This window comes from Motilibacter deserti (genome assembly GCF_011250635.1).
In the GTDB taxonomy this organism is placed as follows: Bacteria; Actinomycetota; Actinomycetes; order Motilibacterales; family Motilibacteraceae; genus Motilibacter_A; species Motilibacter_A deserti.
In genome coordinates, this window is the sequence record NZ_JAANNP010000004.1 from 101,760 (window position 1) to 117,325 (window position 15,566).

Genomic DNA, 15,566 nt, shown 5'->3' on the forward strand with positions numbered 1-15,566 from the left:
CCATTCCCCGGCAGAGGACGCCTCATCAGCGGGCCAAGGGGTAGTCGGTCACGGTGACCGAGACGGTCACCTCGGTCCGCTCGCCCAGTGCCTGGGTACGCCGCTCGAGCTCGGCGGCGTCGAGGTGGCGTGCGCTCGGGCCGGCCGCCACGAGCGCGGCCGCCTCGGGCCGGGTGAGCGCCACCGCGTACTCGACCAGCTCGTCCGCACCGGCCCGGAACCCCGGTCCGAGCGCGGCGTCGACGCGCCGGCGCTTGTCGCCGGCGACGGTGAGCAGCCCGAGGGCGTCGACGAGCTCGTGCAGGTGGCTCGGGGTCGGCGCCGCGACCACGACCGCACCGCGCTGGTCGAGGACGCGCGCGAGCTCGGGGCCGTTGCGCGGGGCGAAGACGTTGAGCACGACCGCGGCCGTGGCGTCCTGCAGGGGCAGCCGCTGCCAGGCGTCGCAGGCAACGGCGCCGATCCGTGGGTGGGCCCGGGCGGCGCGGCGCAGCGCTGGCTTGGACGCGTCCAGCGCGACGCCGGCGCGGCCCGGAAGGGCGTCGAGGACGTCGGCGAGGTACCACCCCGTGCCGGCGCCGAGGTCCAGGAGGCAGCCGGGGACTCCATCCGCCGACGAGGCCGCGTGGGCCGTGACCGCGGCCCGCAGCCGATCGAAGTGCCCTGCCGCGAGGAACGCGTCGCGCGACGCCACCATCTGCGCGCTGTCCCCGGTCTCCAGCCGACCGGCCGCCGGCAGCAGCGTGACGTACCCCTGCCGTGCCACGTCGAAGGAATGGCCGTTCGCGCACCGCACGACGACGTCCCGGAGCTCGAGCGGCTGGGTGCAGGACGGGCAGGACAGGTAGGGGACCGCGTCGGCGAGCACGCTCGAGGCTAGCCCGCCCCGGTCCTCATCGCGTCGGTTAGACAGGCCGAAGGGCCGTTCCCTGAAGCAGGAAACGGCCCTTCGGATGCTGCGGTCGCCGACGGATCAGGCGGTGGGCGGAGCCTCGACGTTGCCGCGCCAGGCGCCCGTCTCGTTGCCGCCACGGCTCTCGATGAACCGCTTGAACCGCTCGAGGTCGCCCTTCACGCGGCGCTCGACGAAGCCGAGCTTGTCGCCCACCTGCTCGACGAAGCCCTCGGGCGAGTAGTCCATCTGGACCATGATCCGCGTCGTGTTGGGGTCGATGCGGTGGAAGGTGACGACGCCGGCCTGGGTGGTGCCGTCGACGGACTTCCACGCCACGCGCTCGTCCGGGTGCTGCTCGGTGATCTCGGCGTCGAACTCGCGCTTCTGGCCGGCGATCTCGGTCACCCAGTGCGTCATCGTGTCGCTGACCTGGTCGATCCGCTCGACACCCTCCATGAACTGGGGGAACGTCTCGAACTGCGTCCACTGGTTGTAGACGGCCGAGACCGGGACCTCGACGTCGATCGACTGCTCGACGGTGCTCATGCGAAATGCTCCTCGGGTCGCTTGGGGTCGATCACCAGCATTCCCAGGGGCAAGGCGCCCGAAAACCGCGTCAGGCCTGGTTCAAGCCCGAGGTGCAGAGGCGTCCGCGAGCCCTCGTTCCCCGACGTTCGCAACCGGGACGCTCGATCCGGCTCAGGACGCCGAGCCCGGCGACCCGAGGTGGACGACCTTCGTCGTCGTCATCTCGTCGAGCAGCTCGGGCCCGTAGCCGAAGCCCGCCCCGCTGGCCCCTCGCGGCTGCGCGGCGCCACCCGGAGCGCCGCCGAACACCGCGTTGACCTTGACGGTGCCCACCGGCAGCTCGCGCCAGGCCCGCTGGGCGTGCTCGACGTCCGCGGTGAGCACGGTGGCCGCGAGCCCGTACTCGGACTCGGCGCTGGCCGCCAGGCCCTCCTCGAACGAGGAGACGACCTGCACCGGTGCCACCGGCCCGAAGGTCTCCTCCCGCATGACGAGCATGTCCGGGGTGCAGTCGGCGAGGACCGTGGCCGGGTAGAAGGCGCCAGGCCCGTCGGGGACCTCTCCACCGCAGAGCAGCCGCGCCCCGGTCTTGACGGCGTCCTCGACGTGCCGGTGGACGTCGTCGCGTGCCCGCCTATCGACGAGCGGGCCGAGCTGGGTCGCCGGGTCGGTGCCCGGGCCGAGCCGGAGGCTCTGGGCGCGGTCCACGAGCGCGGCGAGGAAGGCGTCGGCGATGTCGGCGTGGACGTAGACCCGCTCTACCGACGTGCAGATCTGGCCCGCGTTCGCGAACGCGCCCAGCGCCGCCTGTGCGGCGGCCCATCGGGGGTCGACGCCCGCGTCGACGAGCAGCGGGTCCTTGCCGCCGTTCTCGAGCAGCGCCTTCGCGCCCGTACGCGCTGTGGCGGCCGCGATCGACCGGCCGGCGCGGGTGGAGCCGACGTGCGCCACGAGGTCCACGTCGTCGGCTCCGGCGAGCTCGGCGCCCGTCGAGCCGTCGCCGCAGACGACGCCGAGCACGCCGGCCGGCAGGTCCTCGGCCAGCAGCTGCGCGAGCCGGACGAGGGTGTGCGGGGAGCGCTCGCTGGGCTTGAGCACGACGACGTTGCCGGCGACGAGCGCGGCGCCGAGCAGGCCGCAGGCGACCGCGACCGGGTCGTTCCACGGCACGATTGCCGCGACGACGCCCCGCGGCTGCGGCAGCATGAGGTCGCTGGCGCCCCAGCCGCCCTGCAGCGCCTTCCCGCGATGCAGCGGCCCGAGCTCGGCGTACTGCGCGAGCGTCCCGGCTCCGGCCAGCACGCCGCCGCGGGCGTCCCCGAGCGGCTTGCCCATCTCGCGCGTGGTCAGCTCGGCGAGCTCGTCGGCGGCGGCGCGGACCCGTGCCGCCGCGCCGGCGAGCCACGCGCCGCGCTCGGCGGGGGCGGTCCGTGCCCACGCGTCGCGCGCCGTGAGCGCCGCGTCGAGCGCCGCGCGCACCTCCGGCCCCTCCGCGACGGGGACGGTCCCGACGAGCTCGTCGGTGGCGGGGTCGAGGACGTCGAACGTACGGGTGCCCGCCGCTCCCCACGTACCGTCGATCAGGTGCTGCGCCTGGGGAGAGGTGCTGGCCACGCGGTGCCTCCAGTTCTGCCGTGGACGACGGGCGTCGTGCGCGCCGACCCCGCCGTCGGGTGCCGCTGATGCAATCACAGTGGCCCGGTGACCGCCGCGCGCCCGGCGGCCCGGCGCGCCGTGCGACTGGCCCGAAGATCCGCGAGCACGTTCCGCCGGGCGCACCGTGGGGAATCACGGCGGGCATGGCATGGGCACTCGGATCGATGGTCGGACGGGCTTCGGGGCTTCCCGGGCCGCTGCAGAGCGCGCTGGAGCGCGGGATGCGCGCGATCGAGGACGCCTCCCTGCTGGACAGGGTGAACGGCCCGCTCGCGGAGGCGGTGCGCAAGGTGGCGGAGAAGCAGCCGCGGATCGCCGACGTGCTGCACGGCGTGCCCGTGGGGCACCCGCTGCACCCCGCGATGGTCCTGGTGCCGGTGGGGACCTGGACCTCGGCGGCCGTGCTCGACCTCGTGCCCCGGACCGGGCCGGCGGTCCCCGTCCTCATCGCGACCGGCGTCCTGTCGGCCGGTCCCGCCGCCGCGGCCGGGCTCGTCGACTGGGCGGAGCTGCACCCGCAGCAGCAGCGCGTCGGGCTCGTCCACGCCGTCTCCAACACCGCCGGGCTCGCGCTCTACACGGCGAGCCTCGTGGCGCGGCTGCGCGGGCACGGGGCGACGGGGCGAGCGCTGTCGTACGCCGGCTTCGGCGCCGTCATGGCCGGCGGCTTCCTCGGCGGCCACCTGTCCTATCGGCAGGCCGCCGGGGCCAACCACGTCGAGGACGTCCCGCACATCGTGCCGCCGGGCTGGCACGACCTCTGCGCCATCGACGACCTGCCGGAGGGGCGGCCGGTCCGCCGGCTCGTGGGGGAGGCGCCTGTCGTCGCCGTGCGCCGGGGCAAGGCGATCGACGTGCTGGCCGACAAGTGCTCGCACCTGTCGGGCCCGCTGCACGAGGGCCGCGTGCACGACGTGGACGGCGAGGCCTGCATCACGTGCCCCTGGCACGGCAGCACCTTCCGGCTGGACGACGGTGACGTCGTCGCCGGGCCGGCCACCGCGCCGCAGCCGTCGTTCGACGTACGCGTGGACGCCGGCCGCGTCCAGGTCCGGCTCCCCGGCGCCGGGTGAGCAGCCTCGCGTCGCCGCTGCCCGACCGCTACACGCTGCTCGAGGTCCTCGGCAGCGGAGGGGGCGGAACCGTCTGGGCGGGCCGGGACGAGCTGCTCGGCCGGCGGGTCGCGCTCAAGCAGCTGCGCTTCCCCGATGCGGCCACCGGCGAGCCCGGCACCGGGTACGCGCGAGCCCTCGCGGAGGCGCAGGCCGCCGCGCGCGTCCGCAGCCCGAACGTCGTCACGGTCTTCGACGTCCTCGAGCCCGCGCCCGGCGAGATCTGGCTGGTCCTGGAGCTGCTCGAGGGCCGGAGCCTGCAGCAGCGGGTCCGCGACGACGGGCCGCTCGGCGGGCAGCAGGCGGCCGGAGTCGGCGTGCAGCTGCTCGACGCGCTCGCCGCCGTCCATGCGGTCGATGTCGTGCACAGGGACGTCAAGCCGGCGAACGTCATGCTGCTCGAGGACGGCCGAGTGGTGCTGACCGACTTCGGCATCGCGCTCGGCCCGGGCCGAGCGGCGCTCACGGCGACCGGCACGATCGTGGGGTCGGCGGCGTACCTCGCTCCCGAGCGCGCCCGGGGGCACGCCGCGACGTCGGGCAGCGACCTGTGGGCGCTCGGCGCCACCCTCTACTTCGCGGCGGAGGGACGCCCCGCCTTCTCCGGCGCGACCGAGATCGACACCCTGCACGCCGTCCTCGCCGCGGCGCCCGCACCCATGACGGGCTCAGACCTAGGACCCGTCGTGCACGCCCTGCTGGACGCCGACCCGGCTCGTCGGCCCGCGCTGCCCGAGGCCAGGTCGGCCCTGCTGCCCCTCGCGGCCGGCGCCGCCGTCGCGCCCAGTCCCGAGGCCGGGCTCGGCGCAGCAGCGGACGACGCGCCGACCACCGTCACGCCGGTGCTGCCCGAACGCGCCCTGCCCGCCGCGCGACGTCCACGGCGACTGCGGTGGGCTCTGGCGGCGGCCGTGCCCCTCGTCGCGGTCGCGGCGCTCACGGCCACGGGGCTGGTCGTGGGGGAACCGGGTACGCCGGCCGTCGCCGGCACCACCCCGGAGCCGCGGCCGACCTCCAGCCGGCCGCAAGCCTCGCAGTCGGCTTCGGCGTCGCCGGAGGGACGGACCGTCCAGGCCGTGCCGGCTGCAGTGGCGAGCACGACGCCCGCGAGCCGCCCCTCGACGGCCCGTACGCCGGACGCCCGGCGGCCCTCCAGCGCGCCCGTCGGCAGCGGTACCAACCCGCCCGCGGCCGCGCCGGGCCCTAGCGCAGCAGGAGGCGCGGCCGCGGCAGGCGGCAAGGCCGACGCGGCGGCTAGGAAGGCCGAGAAGGCCCGCGAGCGCGCCGTCCGAGCGGCGGAGAAGGCCGCCGAGCGCGCCGCGAAGGCCGCGGAGCGCGCCGCGAAGGAGCGGGAGAAGGCCCGGGAGAAGGCGCGCGAAAAGGACGCCGAGAAGCCCGGCAAGGGCGGCGGCAACGGCGGCGGTGGCAGGAGCGTGGGCTCCGGGGGCGCGAAAGGGGGCGGCGGGAAGAAGGGGTGAGCCCCGCCGCATCCTCCGCACTGCGCCGGGCTGAAAGCCCCGGAGCTGGGTAGGCCGGACTTCGCGATCACTGCCGATCGCTCGCGATCACTCGAGGCCGGGCCACGGTCAAGACGACAGGAGGCGGCGCATGGCGTCCAACCAGGAGTTCGAAGCGACCCGCGGCATGCCTGCACCCCGCGAGGTCGTCTACGAAGTGGCGTCGGACCCCGCACTCGTGCACCGCTGGGTGCCTTCCCTCGACGAGGTGTCCTCGACGGGGCCGGACGTCGTGCACGTCCACGGCAACGTGGGCGGCCAGGAGGTCGACGCCGAGGGGCTCTACCGGGCGCGGCCGGAGCAGTTCCGGGTGGAGTGGGGCAGCCGCGGGGCCGACGCGTACGCCGGCTGGCTGCAGGTGCACGACAGCGGCGCCGGCTCCAGCGACGTCACCCTGCACCTGAGCTTCTTCGAGGCGGAGGCCCCGGCCGGGCTGCAGGAGCTGCTCGACGGCTCGTTGGACGCACTCGCCGCCGAGGTGCAGACGCGGGCGGGCGACGCTTCGTGAGCGGCGCGGGCCGTCGCCCGCGGACCTTGGTCCTGCGCGCTCCCACCGAGCGCTCGCTCGTGGACCTCAGCGAGCGGGAGGCCGGGCGGGAGCTGACGTACGAGCCGGTCGGGCTCAGCCTCGAGCCAGGACCGGTGCCGGCCGGCTGGAACGAGTCGGTGGCCGAGGCCGAGCTCGGCCGGGGCGACGAGGCCTGGGAGGCGGCTCGTCGCGGGCTCGACACCTGGGCGGCTCACCGGGCGGCCGGGATCACGGTTGCCCCGCCGTCGCCGGCTCTCGAGGAGGGCACCGTGGTCGCCATCGCGGTCCGGCTCCGGGTCGCGGCGATCGTCGCGACCTGCCGGATCGTGCGCGTGGTCGACGAGCCGGACTGCTACGGGTTCGCGTACGGCACGCTGCCGCTGCACCCCGAGCAGGGCGAGGAGAGCTTCCTCGTCCGGCGCGCCGCCGACGGCAACGTGACCTTCCGGGCGCGCTCGGTGGCGCGCCCGGTCCAGCCGCTGGCCCGGCTCGCGCCGCCGGTCGCCCGGCTTCTGATCGCGGCCTACACGCGGCTCTACGCCCGTGGGATGCGCGACTACGTCCGCCGCTGAGCGGCGCCGCTTCTCAGCCGGCGCTCTCGGCCAGGTCCGACGGGCGCAGCCGGTAGGCCTGCAGGACCAGGTCGTAGTACTTGTCCGTCTCGCCCACCCACTGCATGCCGATGCGGGTGGCGACGGCCGTCGCCCGCTCGTTGCCGGGGCGGACGACGGCGAACACCTCGTCGGTCGCCTGGGAGAAGGCCCAGCCCGCGAGGCCCCGGGCCGCCTCCGTGGCGTAGCCGTGGCCCCAGAAGCCGGGCGCGAGCTGCCACCCGATCTCGACGTCCTCGTTGTGCGGCGGGAGGGGCCGCAGCTCCATCCCGCCGATCACGAGCCCGTCCTCGAGCCGGACGAGCGCCCAGCGTCCGAAGGGCGGATCGAGCTTGGGCTGCTCGGCGGCCCAGCGCTCGAGGTGCGCGCGCATCTCATCGGCGTCCGTCGGACGCGTGAGGGCAGGGGTGAGCCAACGCGCCACGTTCGCGTCGCCGAAGACGGCGAGGGCAGCGTCGGCGTCCTCAGGCTCCCAGTCACGGAGCAGCAGGCGATCGGTCGTCAGCAGGTGCGCCACGAGGGGGACCCTAGCGATCGTTGCCCCGGGTCGGTGCAGCCCCCGCCGGACAAGTGCCCGACGGGGGCGTGTACGCGCTGCGGCGCGAGCGCGCTGGCCCCGTTCCCGGCGCCGCTGCCGAGCCCTTCGAGAGCGCTCGGACGAGGGTCCCGGCGGCTCCGCTCAGCCGTGCGAGGACTCCCCGCGCCAGAGGTCGATGCCGCTGTCGGTGGCGTGCTGGTCGATCTCGGCCAGCTCCTCCGGCGTGAAGTCCAGCCGGTCCAGCGCCGCGACGTTGTCCTCGAGCTGGCGGACGCTGCTCGCCCCCACGAGAGCCGAGGTGACGCGGGGGTCGCGCAGCGCCCACGCGATCGCCAGCTGGGCGAGCGACTGCCCGCGCCGCTGGGCGATCTCGTTCAGCGCGCGGACCCGGGCGAGGTTCTCCTCGGTCAGCATGTCGTTCGACAGCGAGCTGCCGCCCTGGGCCGCCCGCGACCCCTCCGGCACGCCGCCGAGGTACTTGTCGGTCAACAGCCCCTGCGCGAGCGGGGAGAACACGATGGCGCCGGACCCGGCCTCGGCGAGGGTGTCGAGCAGCCCGTGCTCGATCCAGCGGTTGAGCATGGAGTACGACGGCTGGTGGATCAGCAGCGGAGTGCCGAGCTCGCGCAGGATCTCTGCTGCGCGACGGGTCCGCTCGGGGGAGTAGGACGAGATGCCGACGTAGAGCGCCTTGCCCTGGCGCACGGCCGTGTCGAGCGCCCCCATCGTCTCCTCGAGCGGGGTCTCGGGGTCGGGCCGGTGGGAGTAGAAGACGTCGACGTAGTCGACGCCCATGCGCTGCAGGCTCTGGTCCAGGCTGGCCAGGAGGTACTTGCGCGAGCCGAACTCGCCGTACGGGCCGGGCCACATGTCCCAGCCGGCCTTGGTGGAGATGACGAGCTCGTCGCGGTACGGGCGGAAGTCCTTCGCGAGGATCGTCCCGAAGTTCTCCTCCGCGGAGCCGTACGGCGGGCCGTAGTTGTTGGCCAGGTCGAAGTGCGTGACACCGAGGTCGAAGGCGCGGCGCAGGATTGCCCGCTGGGTCTCCAGCGGCCGGTCGCCGCCGAAGTTCTGCCACAGCCCGAGCGAGAGGGCGGGGAGCTTGAGGCCGCTGCGGCCGGTCCGCCGGTAGGGCATGCGGTCGTAGCGGTCGCCAGCTGCGACGTAGGTCATGGGGGAGCTCCCGGACGGGTCGAGGGACCACCGCCGGTACGCGGCGGCGCGGCCCCCGTTCTACCCGAGCCCGGCCCCGGGACGCCGAGAGGCCCGGCGACGGGCTGTCGCCGGGCCTCTCGGGTGCGTGCTCAGGCGGTGCGCGGAATCTGGTCCAGCAGCGCGCGGGCGTCGCGGACGAGCAGCGCGCGCGCCGCAGCGTCATCGACGCGGCGCTCGGCGTGCTCGACGTACTGCTGCAGATAGCGCGCGGCCTTGACCGTGTTGCCCTCGGCCAGCGCCTCAACGGCGCCGTCGAGCCGGTTGCGCAGGTTGGTCGCAGCACCCTGGGAGATGACGCCGGCCGCGAGGTAGCGGTCGGCCAGGGCCTGCATGTCCGTGGTCGACGTGGTCACGGTGAAGGCGACCGTGGCGACCGTGGTGTTGCCGGCCCGGTCCTTCGCGGTGACGACGAGGCTGTGGGAGCCCAGCGCGAGAGTCGACAGGTCGACGGCCGCACCGTTGGCGACCGGGGCGCCGTCCAGGGTCGCGGTGGAGGTGTCGGCCCCGGAAGTGGCGTCGCTGACCGTCCACGACAACGTGCGGGTCGTGGAGTCGCCGTAGCTGCCGCCGTTGAGGACGCCCGTCGGCGTGACCGTCGGCGCCGTCGCGTCCCGTCGCACGGTCACGGACTCGGTCCCGCTGCCGAGCAGGTTCGTCACCGTGCACGCGAGGGTGAAGGTGCCGTCCTGCGTGATCGTCGTGTCGCTGCAGCCCGTCGTCGACGTCGGCGCGCCGCCGTCGGAGACCGCCCAGTCGACGCCGACGTTGCCGACGTACCAGCCGTTGGCGCCGGTGGGCGCGGCCGGGTCGAGGGCGACGGTGGCCGTGGGGGCGGTGACGCCGGTGGAGGTGGCGAACGCCGTGGCGCCGCCGACGATCGGGATCGTGATGCTGCTCGCGGAGGTGTCGAGCGTGAGCTCGGTGCCCGGCGCCGGCCGGATGGTGAACTCACGGTCGCTGGAGTAGACCGCGATGCCGAGCTGCTGGCCCTTGGAGAAGACCCAGTCGAGCGGCTGCGCGTCCCACGTCACGGAGTACTGCCGGCCCGGGACGAGCGGGGCGCCTTTGCCGTAGAGGTCCCCGGCGTTCTGCGGGTCCACCCAGCCGCGAGTGACGATCCGCTTGACCGTGCCGTTGGGGTTGTAGTCCAGCAGAGCGAAGGAGAGGTTCGCAGCGGGCTTGCTGAACGACACCTTCAGCGCGGCGGTCGTGGTGCCGCTCATGCGGACGTCAGCCGTCAGCGGCGCGGTCTTGTAGACGGTGCGGTTGGCCGAGGTCGGCAGGGTCGAGGTGTTCGCGAGCGTCGCCAGTGTCTTGGTGGCGTCGTCGACGATCGTCTCCGTCGTGCCGGCCGCGGTCGGCAGCAGGCCGAGCGAGCCCGCGGTGCCGTCGGCGCTCTTGCCGAGCGAGAGCGTCACCGGGGAGGCGTTCGGCGCCGGCCAGTCCGGATGGGGCTGCGGGTTGGCCGCGGTCCCGCCCTGCGGGACGATCCACGCCTTCGGCAGGCTCTCGACGCCGTTCTGCTGGTCGTAGAGGTAGCGGGTGAACCAGCGGTTCAGCATCACGTCCGGCGGCGCGCCGCCGTGGCCGCCCTGGTGCAGGTAGATCTGGTGCGGGACGCCGTTTGCCTTGAGCCCCTCGTAGAACTGGGCGGCGTGCTTGGTCTGCACGTTCCAGTCGTTGAGGCCGTGCGCGACGATCGTCGCAGCCTTGACCTTGGAAATGTCGTTCATGTAGTTGCGTTCGTCCCAGAACGCGCTGTAGTCACCCGTCGCACGGTCCTGCTGGGCCACCAATGCGTCGATCACCGGACGGCAGATCGCGCGGTCGGCGCGTGAGTAGACGTAGTCGGCGAGGACGTCGAGGTCCTCGCCCTGGTAGCCGCCGGGAGCGCGGACCGTGCCGTTGGCCCGGTAGTAGTCGTACCAGCTGGAGATCGCCGAGATCGGGACGATCGCCTCGAGCCCCTTCACGCCGGTGGTGGCGACGGCCTGGGGCAGCGTGCCGTTGTAGGACGTGCCGATCATCGCGGTCCTGCCGGTGGTCCAGTCCGCGGTGACGGTGTCCGTGCCGGTGCGGGAGGTGTAGCCGACGGCGTTGCCGTTGAGCCAGTCAACGGCCGCCTTGGCCCCGAGCGTCTCGTTGCGGCCACCGGAGGTCGGACAGCCGTCCGAGTAGCCGGTGCCCACGGACTCGGCGTGCACCACCGCGTAGCCGCGGGGGAGCCAGACGTTCTCGAACGTGTCGGAGATGTTGGGGCTGCGGTTGGGGGCCACCCAGTTGCGGTTCCAGTCGCCCTTGGTCGCGGGAGGGAAGCCGATCTCGTGGTCGACACCCCAGTTCGTGACGGCCGACCCGCCTGAGTAGTACGGGCTCACCTCGTAGATGACCGGCACCTTGAGCCCGTCCGTGACGGTCTCCTTCGGCCGCGTCACGTCGACGTGGATGCGGTCCTTCTTGCCGTCGAAGTCGCTGTCGACCTCGGACTCGACCCAGAGCTCCTGGGTCACCCAGTCGGCGCGGTTCGTGGAAAAGACCGCTTGGGACAGGCCGTCGACGAAGGTCGGCACGGCGGGCGCCGGTGCCGGCGCGGCCGAGGCCTGCGACGCGAGCGGCGCCGCGGCGACCGGCGAGACGACCGCGAGGGCGAAGGCCGTGAGGGTGGCGGCCCGCCTTCCGCGGGGTGAGCTCCGAGGCCCGCGTCGCGGGATGGGCGACGGGGTGTCCGGGGACAGGGGGGCAGGCATCCAGCGACCTCCAGGGCACGTCTATCTGACGAATTCCCGGAAGCTACGGCTGGGATAGGACGCTGTCTCTACACAACTGTCGGAGACGAGCCGGCCCCGCTCCGTCAGCTGTTGGAGCCCATTGGGCACCCCGTGTCGACGCCGGCCCGCTCCAGGCCGGCCAGGACCGCCTCGCTGATGGCCTGCAGCTGCGAGACCTGCTCGGGGGTGAGCTGGTCGATCAGGTGGGTGCGTACGGCCTCGACGTGCCCGGGCGCCGCCTCCACGAGCGCGGCGAAGCCGTCGTCGGTCAGCTCGGCGAAGGCTCCGCGGCGGTCCTCCGCGCAGTTGGCCCGCTGCACCCACCCGGCCTCCTCCAGCCGGGCCACCGCGTGGGAGAGCCGGCTGCGCGACGATCGCGTCCGCTCGGCGAGCTCGCTCATCCGGAGCCGGCGCTCGGGCGTCTCCGACAGCGTCACGAGGATCTCGTAGTACGCGTGCGGCATGCCCGAGTCGCGCTGCAGCTGGGCCTCGAGGTGCTCGGCGAGCAAGCGCGTGGCCTGCAGGTAGGCCCGCCACGCCCGCTGCTCGTCGTCGGAGAGCCATCGGGGAGCGCGTGTCGCCGTCTCGGCCATAGTGTCCATCGTAGCCGTTGATTGAGCGTTCAGCCACCGTTCGGTCGGGCAGCTGTGGGACGCGCCCGTCGAAAGATCCCCGATGTGAACACGCACGTCACCTGCCGGCAACAGGGATCGGGGAGCCTCCTCCTGTCGGGTCGCAGCAGGCCCGGCCGGAAGGCCGGCTCCGCCGGCCCGAGCAGCGGACGCGGCGACGTACGGAGGGAGCAGCTCGTGGAGACGACGACGGAGCGCGCGGACGAGGTGTCGGGCGGCTACGGCTCGAGCTCGTACGACGGCATGCTGGCCAACCCGCGGCGGGTCCGGCTCTGACCGGACGCCCGGGCCGGGCCGGCTCAGCTGGCCGCCACCCGGGCGAGCACGGCGCGGGCCACGTCCTCCCCGTTCACCTCGGGGAGCCAGTGCCCTGCGTCCAGCTCGACGAAGGAGTAAGCGCCCCGCACGTGGCGAGCGGTGAGCTCCGCTGCCGTGCGGCCCAGCGCGAAGTCGTGCCGGCCCCAGACGTAGGTCGTGGGCACGCGTGACGGCCCCAGCGGTGGGCGCCAGGAGAACGGGATCCCGCGGTACCAGTTGAGCGCGCCGGTGGCGACGCCCTCCTGCTCCGCGAGGGCCACGTAGCGCCGCACGTGCTCCTCGGGCAGGCCGGACGAGCGGAGCGTGCGGGCGAGCGTGCCTCGGAGCACCAGCTCGGGGATCGCCGGCAGCTGGAAGAAGCCCATGTACCACGAGCGCAGCGCCTGCCCGCTGCGGACGGCCGACGCCGCCATCGCGGCCGGGTGCGGCGTGGACAGGACGGTCAGCGACGCGACCCGGCCGGGGTGCTGCGCCCCCAGCGTCCACGCCGGCCCCGCACCCCAGTCGTGCCCCACGACGTGGGCACGGGAGGCGCCCGCGGCGTCGAGCAGCGCGAGCACGTCCGCCGTGGTCTCACCGACCCGGTACGCCCGCCGCCCCCGCGGCTGTGCCGTCGGCGCGTAGCCGCGCTGCGTCGGCACCAACGTGCGCAGGCCGGCGGCGTGCAGGTGCGGGACGACGGTGTCGAAGGCGCCGGCGTCCTGGGGGAAGCCGTGCAGCAGCACGACGACCGCCCCGTCCGGCGGCCCCTCGTCGCGCACGGGGAAGGTCAGGCCGGCGCGCGAGAAGGTGTGCATGCCGCATCGTAGGCCGACGAACGAGCCTCCTCCTCTGCCCACGAAGGGAGTGGCCGACGCGCCGACACGTCCCGAAATTCCGGTCGCCGGGCTTCCGGTGCACCAGAATGCGTCCTGCCGCACCCGGGCGACGACGGTCGGGCGGGCGTCCGCGCGCCGCAGCGGCGGCGTACCGGAGAAGGTGTGGGCTGCCCGGCACGGGCACGAGCAGAGCGAGGGGAACAGCCGTGATCCGCCGTCAGCGCACTGGGGAGCATGAGTCCGTCAAGGTCACCTTCGTGATCGACGAGGCGGCCCACGAGGGCCCGGTCTCCGTGGTCGGCGACTTCAACGACTGGAAGCCCGGCGCCCACCTGCTGCGCCGGCGCAGCAACGGGACGCGCAGCGTCGCGGTGACGCTGCCGGCCGGCCAGCCCGTCCGCTTCCGCTACCTCGGTGACGGCGGCCGCTGGTTCGACGACTCCGACGTGGACCACCTCGACGGGCACGGCGGGCTGATCACGCTCTGACCCGCGCGCCGCGGCAGGACCCGACTAGGCTCGGCAGCCAATTCCTACGGGGCGGCTTCCTGGCCCTGGAGTCCAGCGCCCTCGACGCGGAGGCACGATGACCGAGCAGCTGCTGGAGACCGTGGCCCGGGTGGCCGAGCCCGACGAGGCCGTCTCCATCGACGAGCTGCGCCTCGCGGCGCGCAACTCCGGGCTCCCGCTGGAGGCGCTGCGCTACGACGTGACGCCCCTCGGCATGCACTACCTGCTCGTGCACTACGACATCCCGCACGTCGACGCAGGAGCCTGGACGCTGCGGGTGTCGGGAGCCGTGGAGCGCGAGCTCGCCATCTCCCTAGAGGAGCTGCGCAGCCGTGAGCGCGTCACGACACGGGTGACGCTGGAGTGCGCGGGCAACGGGCGCGCCCGGCTGCTGCCCCGGCCGGTCAGCCAGCCGTGGCTCGAGGAGGCCGTCGGCACCGCGGAGTGGACGGGTACGCCCCTCGCGCCGCTGCTGGCCGAGGCGGGGCTGCTGCCGTCCGCCGTGGACGTCGCGTTCACCGGGCATGACCACGGCATGGAGCGCGGCGTCGAGCAGGACTACGCGCGGGGCCTGTCGGTGGCCGACGCCACCGCGCCCGAGCTGCTGCTCGCGTACGAGATGAACGGCGTCCCGCTGCCGCCGCAGCACGGGGCGCCGGTCCGGCTCGTGGCTCCGGGGTGGTACGGCATGGCCTCGGTCAAGTGGCTGCGCGAGATCACCGTGCTGGAGGAGCCGTTCGACGGGTTCCAGAACACCGTGGCCTACCGGCTCAAGCAGTCCGCGGACGAGCCGGGCGAGCCGGTGACCCGGATCCGGCCGCGCGCCCTGCTGCAGCCGCCCGGCTTTCCCGACTTCATGACGCGGACCCGCCTGGTGGACACCGGCCGCCACGTCCTCACCGGGCGGGCCTGGTCGGGGATGGCCCCGGTGTCGGGCGTCGAGGTCAGCACGGACGGCGGCGCCACCTGGGCCGCTGCCTCGCTCGGGCCCTCCGCCGGTCGATGGGCCTGGCGCTCGTGGTCCTACGAGTGGGAGGCGGCCGAGCCGGGGGCGGCCGTGCTCTGCTGCCGCGCGACGGACGAGGCCGGCAACGTCCAGCCGGTGGAGCAGCCGTGGAACCGGCAGGGCATGGCGAGCAACCTCGTCCAGCGGGTGCCGGTCGTGGTGCGCGCTCCCCAGACCTGACCTTGGCCGTCGGGCACGGCCTCGCGGCGCTCCTGCCGCCCGGTGTGGTCGTTGTCGAGGCGTACGACGACAGCGAGCCGGCGCCGCTGTTCCCCGCCGAGGAGGCCCTCGTCGCCCGCGCCGTGGCCGGGCGCCGCGCCGAGTTCGCGACCGGCCGGCGCTGCGCCCGCGACGCGCTGCGGCGTCTCGGCCTCCCGGCGGCGCCGATCCTGTCCGGGCCGCGGCGCGAGCCGGTGTGGCCCGAGGGGGTGGTCGGCAGCATCACCCACTGCGCCGGCTACCGCGCGGCGGTGGTGGCCCTGGCCCGCGACGTCGCCGCGCTGGGGATCGACGCCGAGCCCGACGAGCCGCTGCCCGCCGGGGTGCTCGACGTGGTCGCGCGGCCGGCCGAGCGCGACCGGCTCGAAGAGCTCGCCCGCGGACGTCCTGACGGCAACTGGGACCGGGTTCTCTTCAGTGCCAAGGAGTCGGTGTTCAAGGCGTGGTACCCGCTGACCGGAGCCCCGCTCGAGTTCGACGAGGGCGACGTCGTGCTGAGCTGCGACGACGGCACGTTCGCCGTGGCCCCGCTTCCGCGTACGCCGGTGCCCGGCGCGCCGCGCACGCTCGCCGGCAGGTGGGGAGCGGTCGGCGGCCTCGTGCGCACCGCCGTCGTGCTGCCGGCCTAGCCGTCCTCCGTGCCACGCAGCCCGCTTCTGGCGCGGCCGGGCGTCGCCGTCCTCATCCGGCGAGGG

At 74.4% G+C, this 15,566-nt stretch carries 15 protein-coding genes; 7 read left to right on the forward strand and 8 right to left on the reverse strand.

Annotated features, from left to right (window positions below):
• Positions 1 to 25: 25 nt before the first annotated feature.
• The 3 genes from G9H71_RS10200 to G9H71_RS10210 all read right to left on the reverse strand — a co-directional run bounded on the left by G9H71_RS10200 (position 26) and on the right by G9H71_RS10210 (position 3,037).
• A complete protein-coding gene (locus tag G9H71_RS10200) occupies positions 26 to 868 on the reverse strand; it encodes a putative RNA methyltransferase (RefSeq protein ID WP_166281385.1) in 843 nt (280 codons plus the stop codon).
• A gap of 105 nt (positions 869 to 973) precedes the next feature.
• Entirely contained in the window at positions 974 to 1,441 is a 468-nt protein-coding gene (locus G9H71_RS10205) for an SRPBCC family protein (protein WP_166281387.1), read from the reverse strand.
• Between the two features lie 153 nt (positions 1,442 to 1,594).
• Positions 1,595 to 3,037 (reverse strand): aldehyde dehydrogenase family protein, encoded by a 1,443-nt coding sequence (locus G9H71_RS10210; protein WP_331272888.1) that lies wholly within the window; start codon positions 3,035 to 3,037, stop codon positions 1,595 to 1,597.
• A gap of 206 nt (positions 3,038 to 3,243) precedes the next feature.
• On the opposite strand from G9H71_RS10210, the gene G9H71_RS10215 reads away from it, so the two are divergent.
• The 4 genes from G9H71_RS10215 (at position 3,244) to G9H71_RS10230 (ending at position 6,809) form a co-directional block, all read left to right on the forward strand.
• Complete coding sequence (locus tag G9H71_RS10215) at positions 3,244 to 4,152, forward strand: Rieske 2Fe-2S domain-containing protein (RefSeq protein ID WP_166281389.1); 909 nt, start codon at positions 3,244 to 3,246, stop codon at positions 4,150 to 4,152.
• On the forward strand, positions 4,149 to 5,669 hold the full coding sequence (locus G9H71_RS10220) for a serine/threonine-protein kinase (RefSeq protein WP_166281391.1): 1,521 nt from the start codon (positions 4,149 to 4,151) through the stop codon (positions 5,667 to 5,669). Before G9H71_RS10215 ends, G9H71_RS10220 begins: the two co-directional genes overlap by 4 nt.
• 130 nt (positions 5,670 to 5,799) lie before the next feature.
• Positions 5,800 to 6,216 carry an SRPBCC family protein gene (locus tag G9H71_RS10225; RefSeq protein WP_166281393.1) on the forward strand — a complete coding sequence of 139 codons (417 nt, stop codon included), beginning with the start codon at positions 5,800 to 5,802 and terminating at the stop codon, positions 6,214 to 6,216.
• On the forward strand, positions 6,213 to 6,809 hold the full coding sequence (locus G9H71_RS10230; protein WP_166281395.1) for a DUF1990 family protein: 597 nt from the start codon (positions 6,213 to 6,215) through the stop codon (positions 6,807 to 6,809). The genes G9H71_RS10225 and G9H71_RS10230 overlap by 4 nt, the downstream gene beginning before the upstream one ends.
• 13 nt (positions 6,810 to 6,822) lie before the next feature.
• On the opposite strand, the gene G9H71_RS10235 is transcribed toward G9H71_RS10230, so the two are convergent.
• The 5 genes from G9H71_RS10235 to G9H71_RS10255 all read right to left on the reverse strand — a co-directional run bounded on the left by G9H71_RS10235 (position 6,823) and on the right by G9H71_RS10255 (position 13,116).
• Positions 6,823 to 7,365 carry a GNAT family N-acetyltransferase gene (locus G9H71_RS10235; RefSeq protein ID WP_166281397.1) on the reverse strand — a complete coding sequence of 181 codons (543 nt, stop codon included), beginning with the start codon at positions 7,363 to 7,365 and terminating at the stop codon, positions 6,823 to 6,825.
• Positions 7,366 to 7,527: 162 nt separating this feature from the next.
• Positions 7,528 to 8,559 (reverse strand): L-glyceraldehyde 3-phosphate reductase, encoded by a 1,032-nt coding sequence (gene mgrA / locus G9H71_RS10240; protein ID WP_166281399.1) that lies wholly within the window; start codon positions 8,557 to 8,559, stop codon positions 7,528 to 7,530.
• Between the two features lie 131 nt (positions 8,560 to 8,690).
• Positions 8,691 to 11,348 carry a Xaa-Pro dipeptidyl-peptidase gene (locus G9H71_RS10245; protein ID WP_166281401.1) on the reverse strand — a complete coding sequence of 886 codons (2,658 nt, stop codon included), beginning with the start codon at positions 11,346 to 11,348 and terminating at the stop codon, positions 8,691 to 8,693.
• A gap of 104 nt (positions 11,349 to 11,452) precedes the next feature.
• Positions 11,453 to 11,971, reverse strand: coding sequence for a MarR family winged helix-turn-helix transcriptional regulator (locus G9H71_RS10250; RefSeq protein WP_407939710.1), 519 nt, complete (start codon positions 11,969 to 11,971; stop codon positions 11,453 to 11,455).
• Between the two features lie 329 nt (positions 11,972 to 12,300).
• Complete coding sequence (locus G9H71_RS10255) at positions 12,301 to 13,116, reverse strand: alpha/beta fold hydrolase (protein WP_166281405.1); 816 nt, start codon at positions 13,114 to 13,116, stop codon at positions 12,301 to 12,303.
• Between the two features lie 227 nt (positions 13,117 to 13,343).
• Here G9H71_RS10255 and G9H71_RS10260 point away from each other — a divergent pair, with 227 nt between their 5' ends.
• The 3 genes from G9H71_RS10260 to G9H71_RS10270 all read left to right on the forward strand — a co-directional run bounded on the left by G9H71_RS10260 (position 13,344) and on the right by G9H71_RS10270 (position 15,500).
• The gene (locus G9H71_RS10260; protein ID WP_166281407.1) at positions 13,344 to 13,625 is read left to right on the forward strand and encodes an isoamylase early set domain-containing protein; all 282 of its coding nucleotides are present in this window, start codon (positions 13,344 to 13,346) and stop codon (positions 13,623 to 13,625) included.
• 97 nt (positions 13,626 to 13,722) lie between these two features.
• Positions 13,723 to 14,832 (forward strand): sulfite oxidase, encoded by a 1,110-nt coding sequence (locus tag G9H71_RS10265; RefSeq protein ID WP_166281409.1) that lies wholly within the window; start codon positions 13,723 to 13,725, stop codon positions 14,830 to 14,832.
• A gap of 2 nt (positions 14,833 to 14,834) precedes the next feature.
• A complete protein-coding gene (locus tag G9H71_RS10270) occupies positions 14,835 to 15,500 on the forward strand; it encodes a 4'-phosphopantetheinyl transferase family protein (protein WP_166281411.1) in 666 nt (221 codons plus the stop codon).
• Positions 15,501 to 15,566 lie beyond the last annotated feature (66 nt).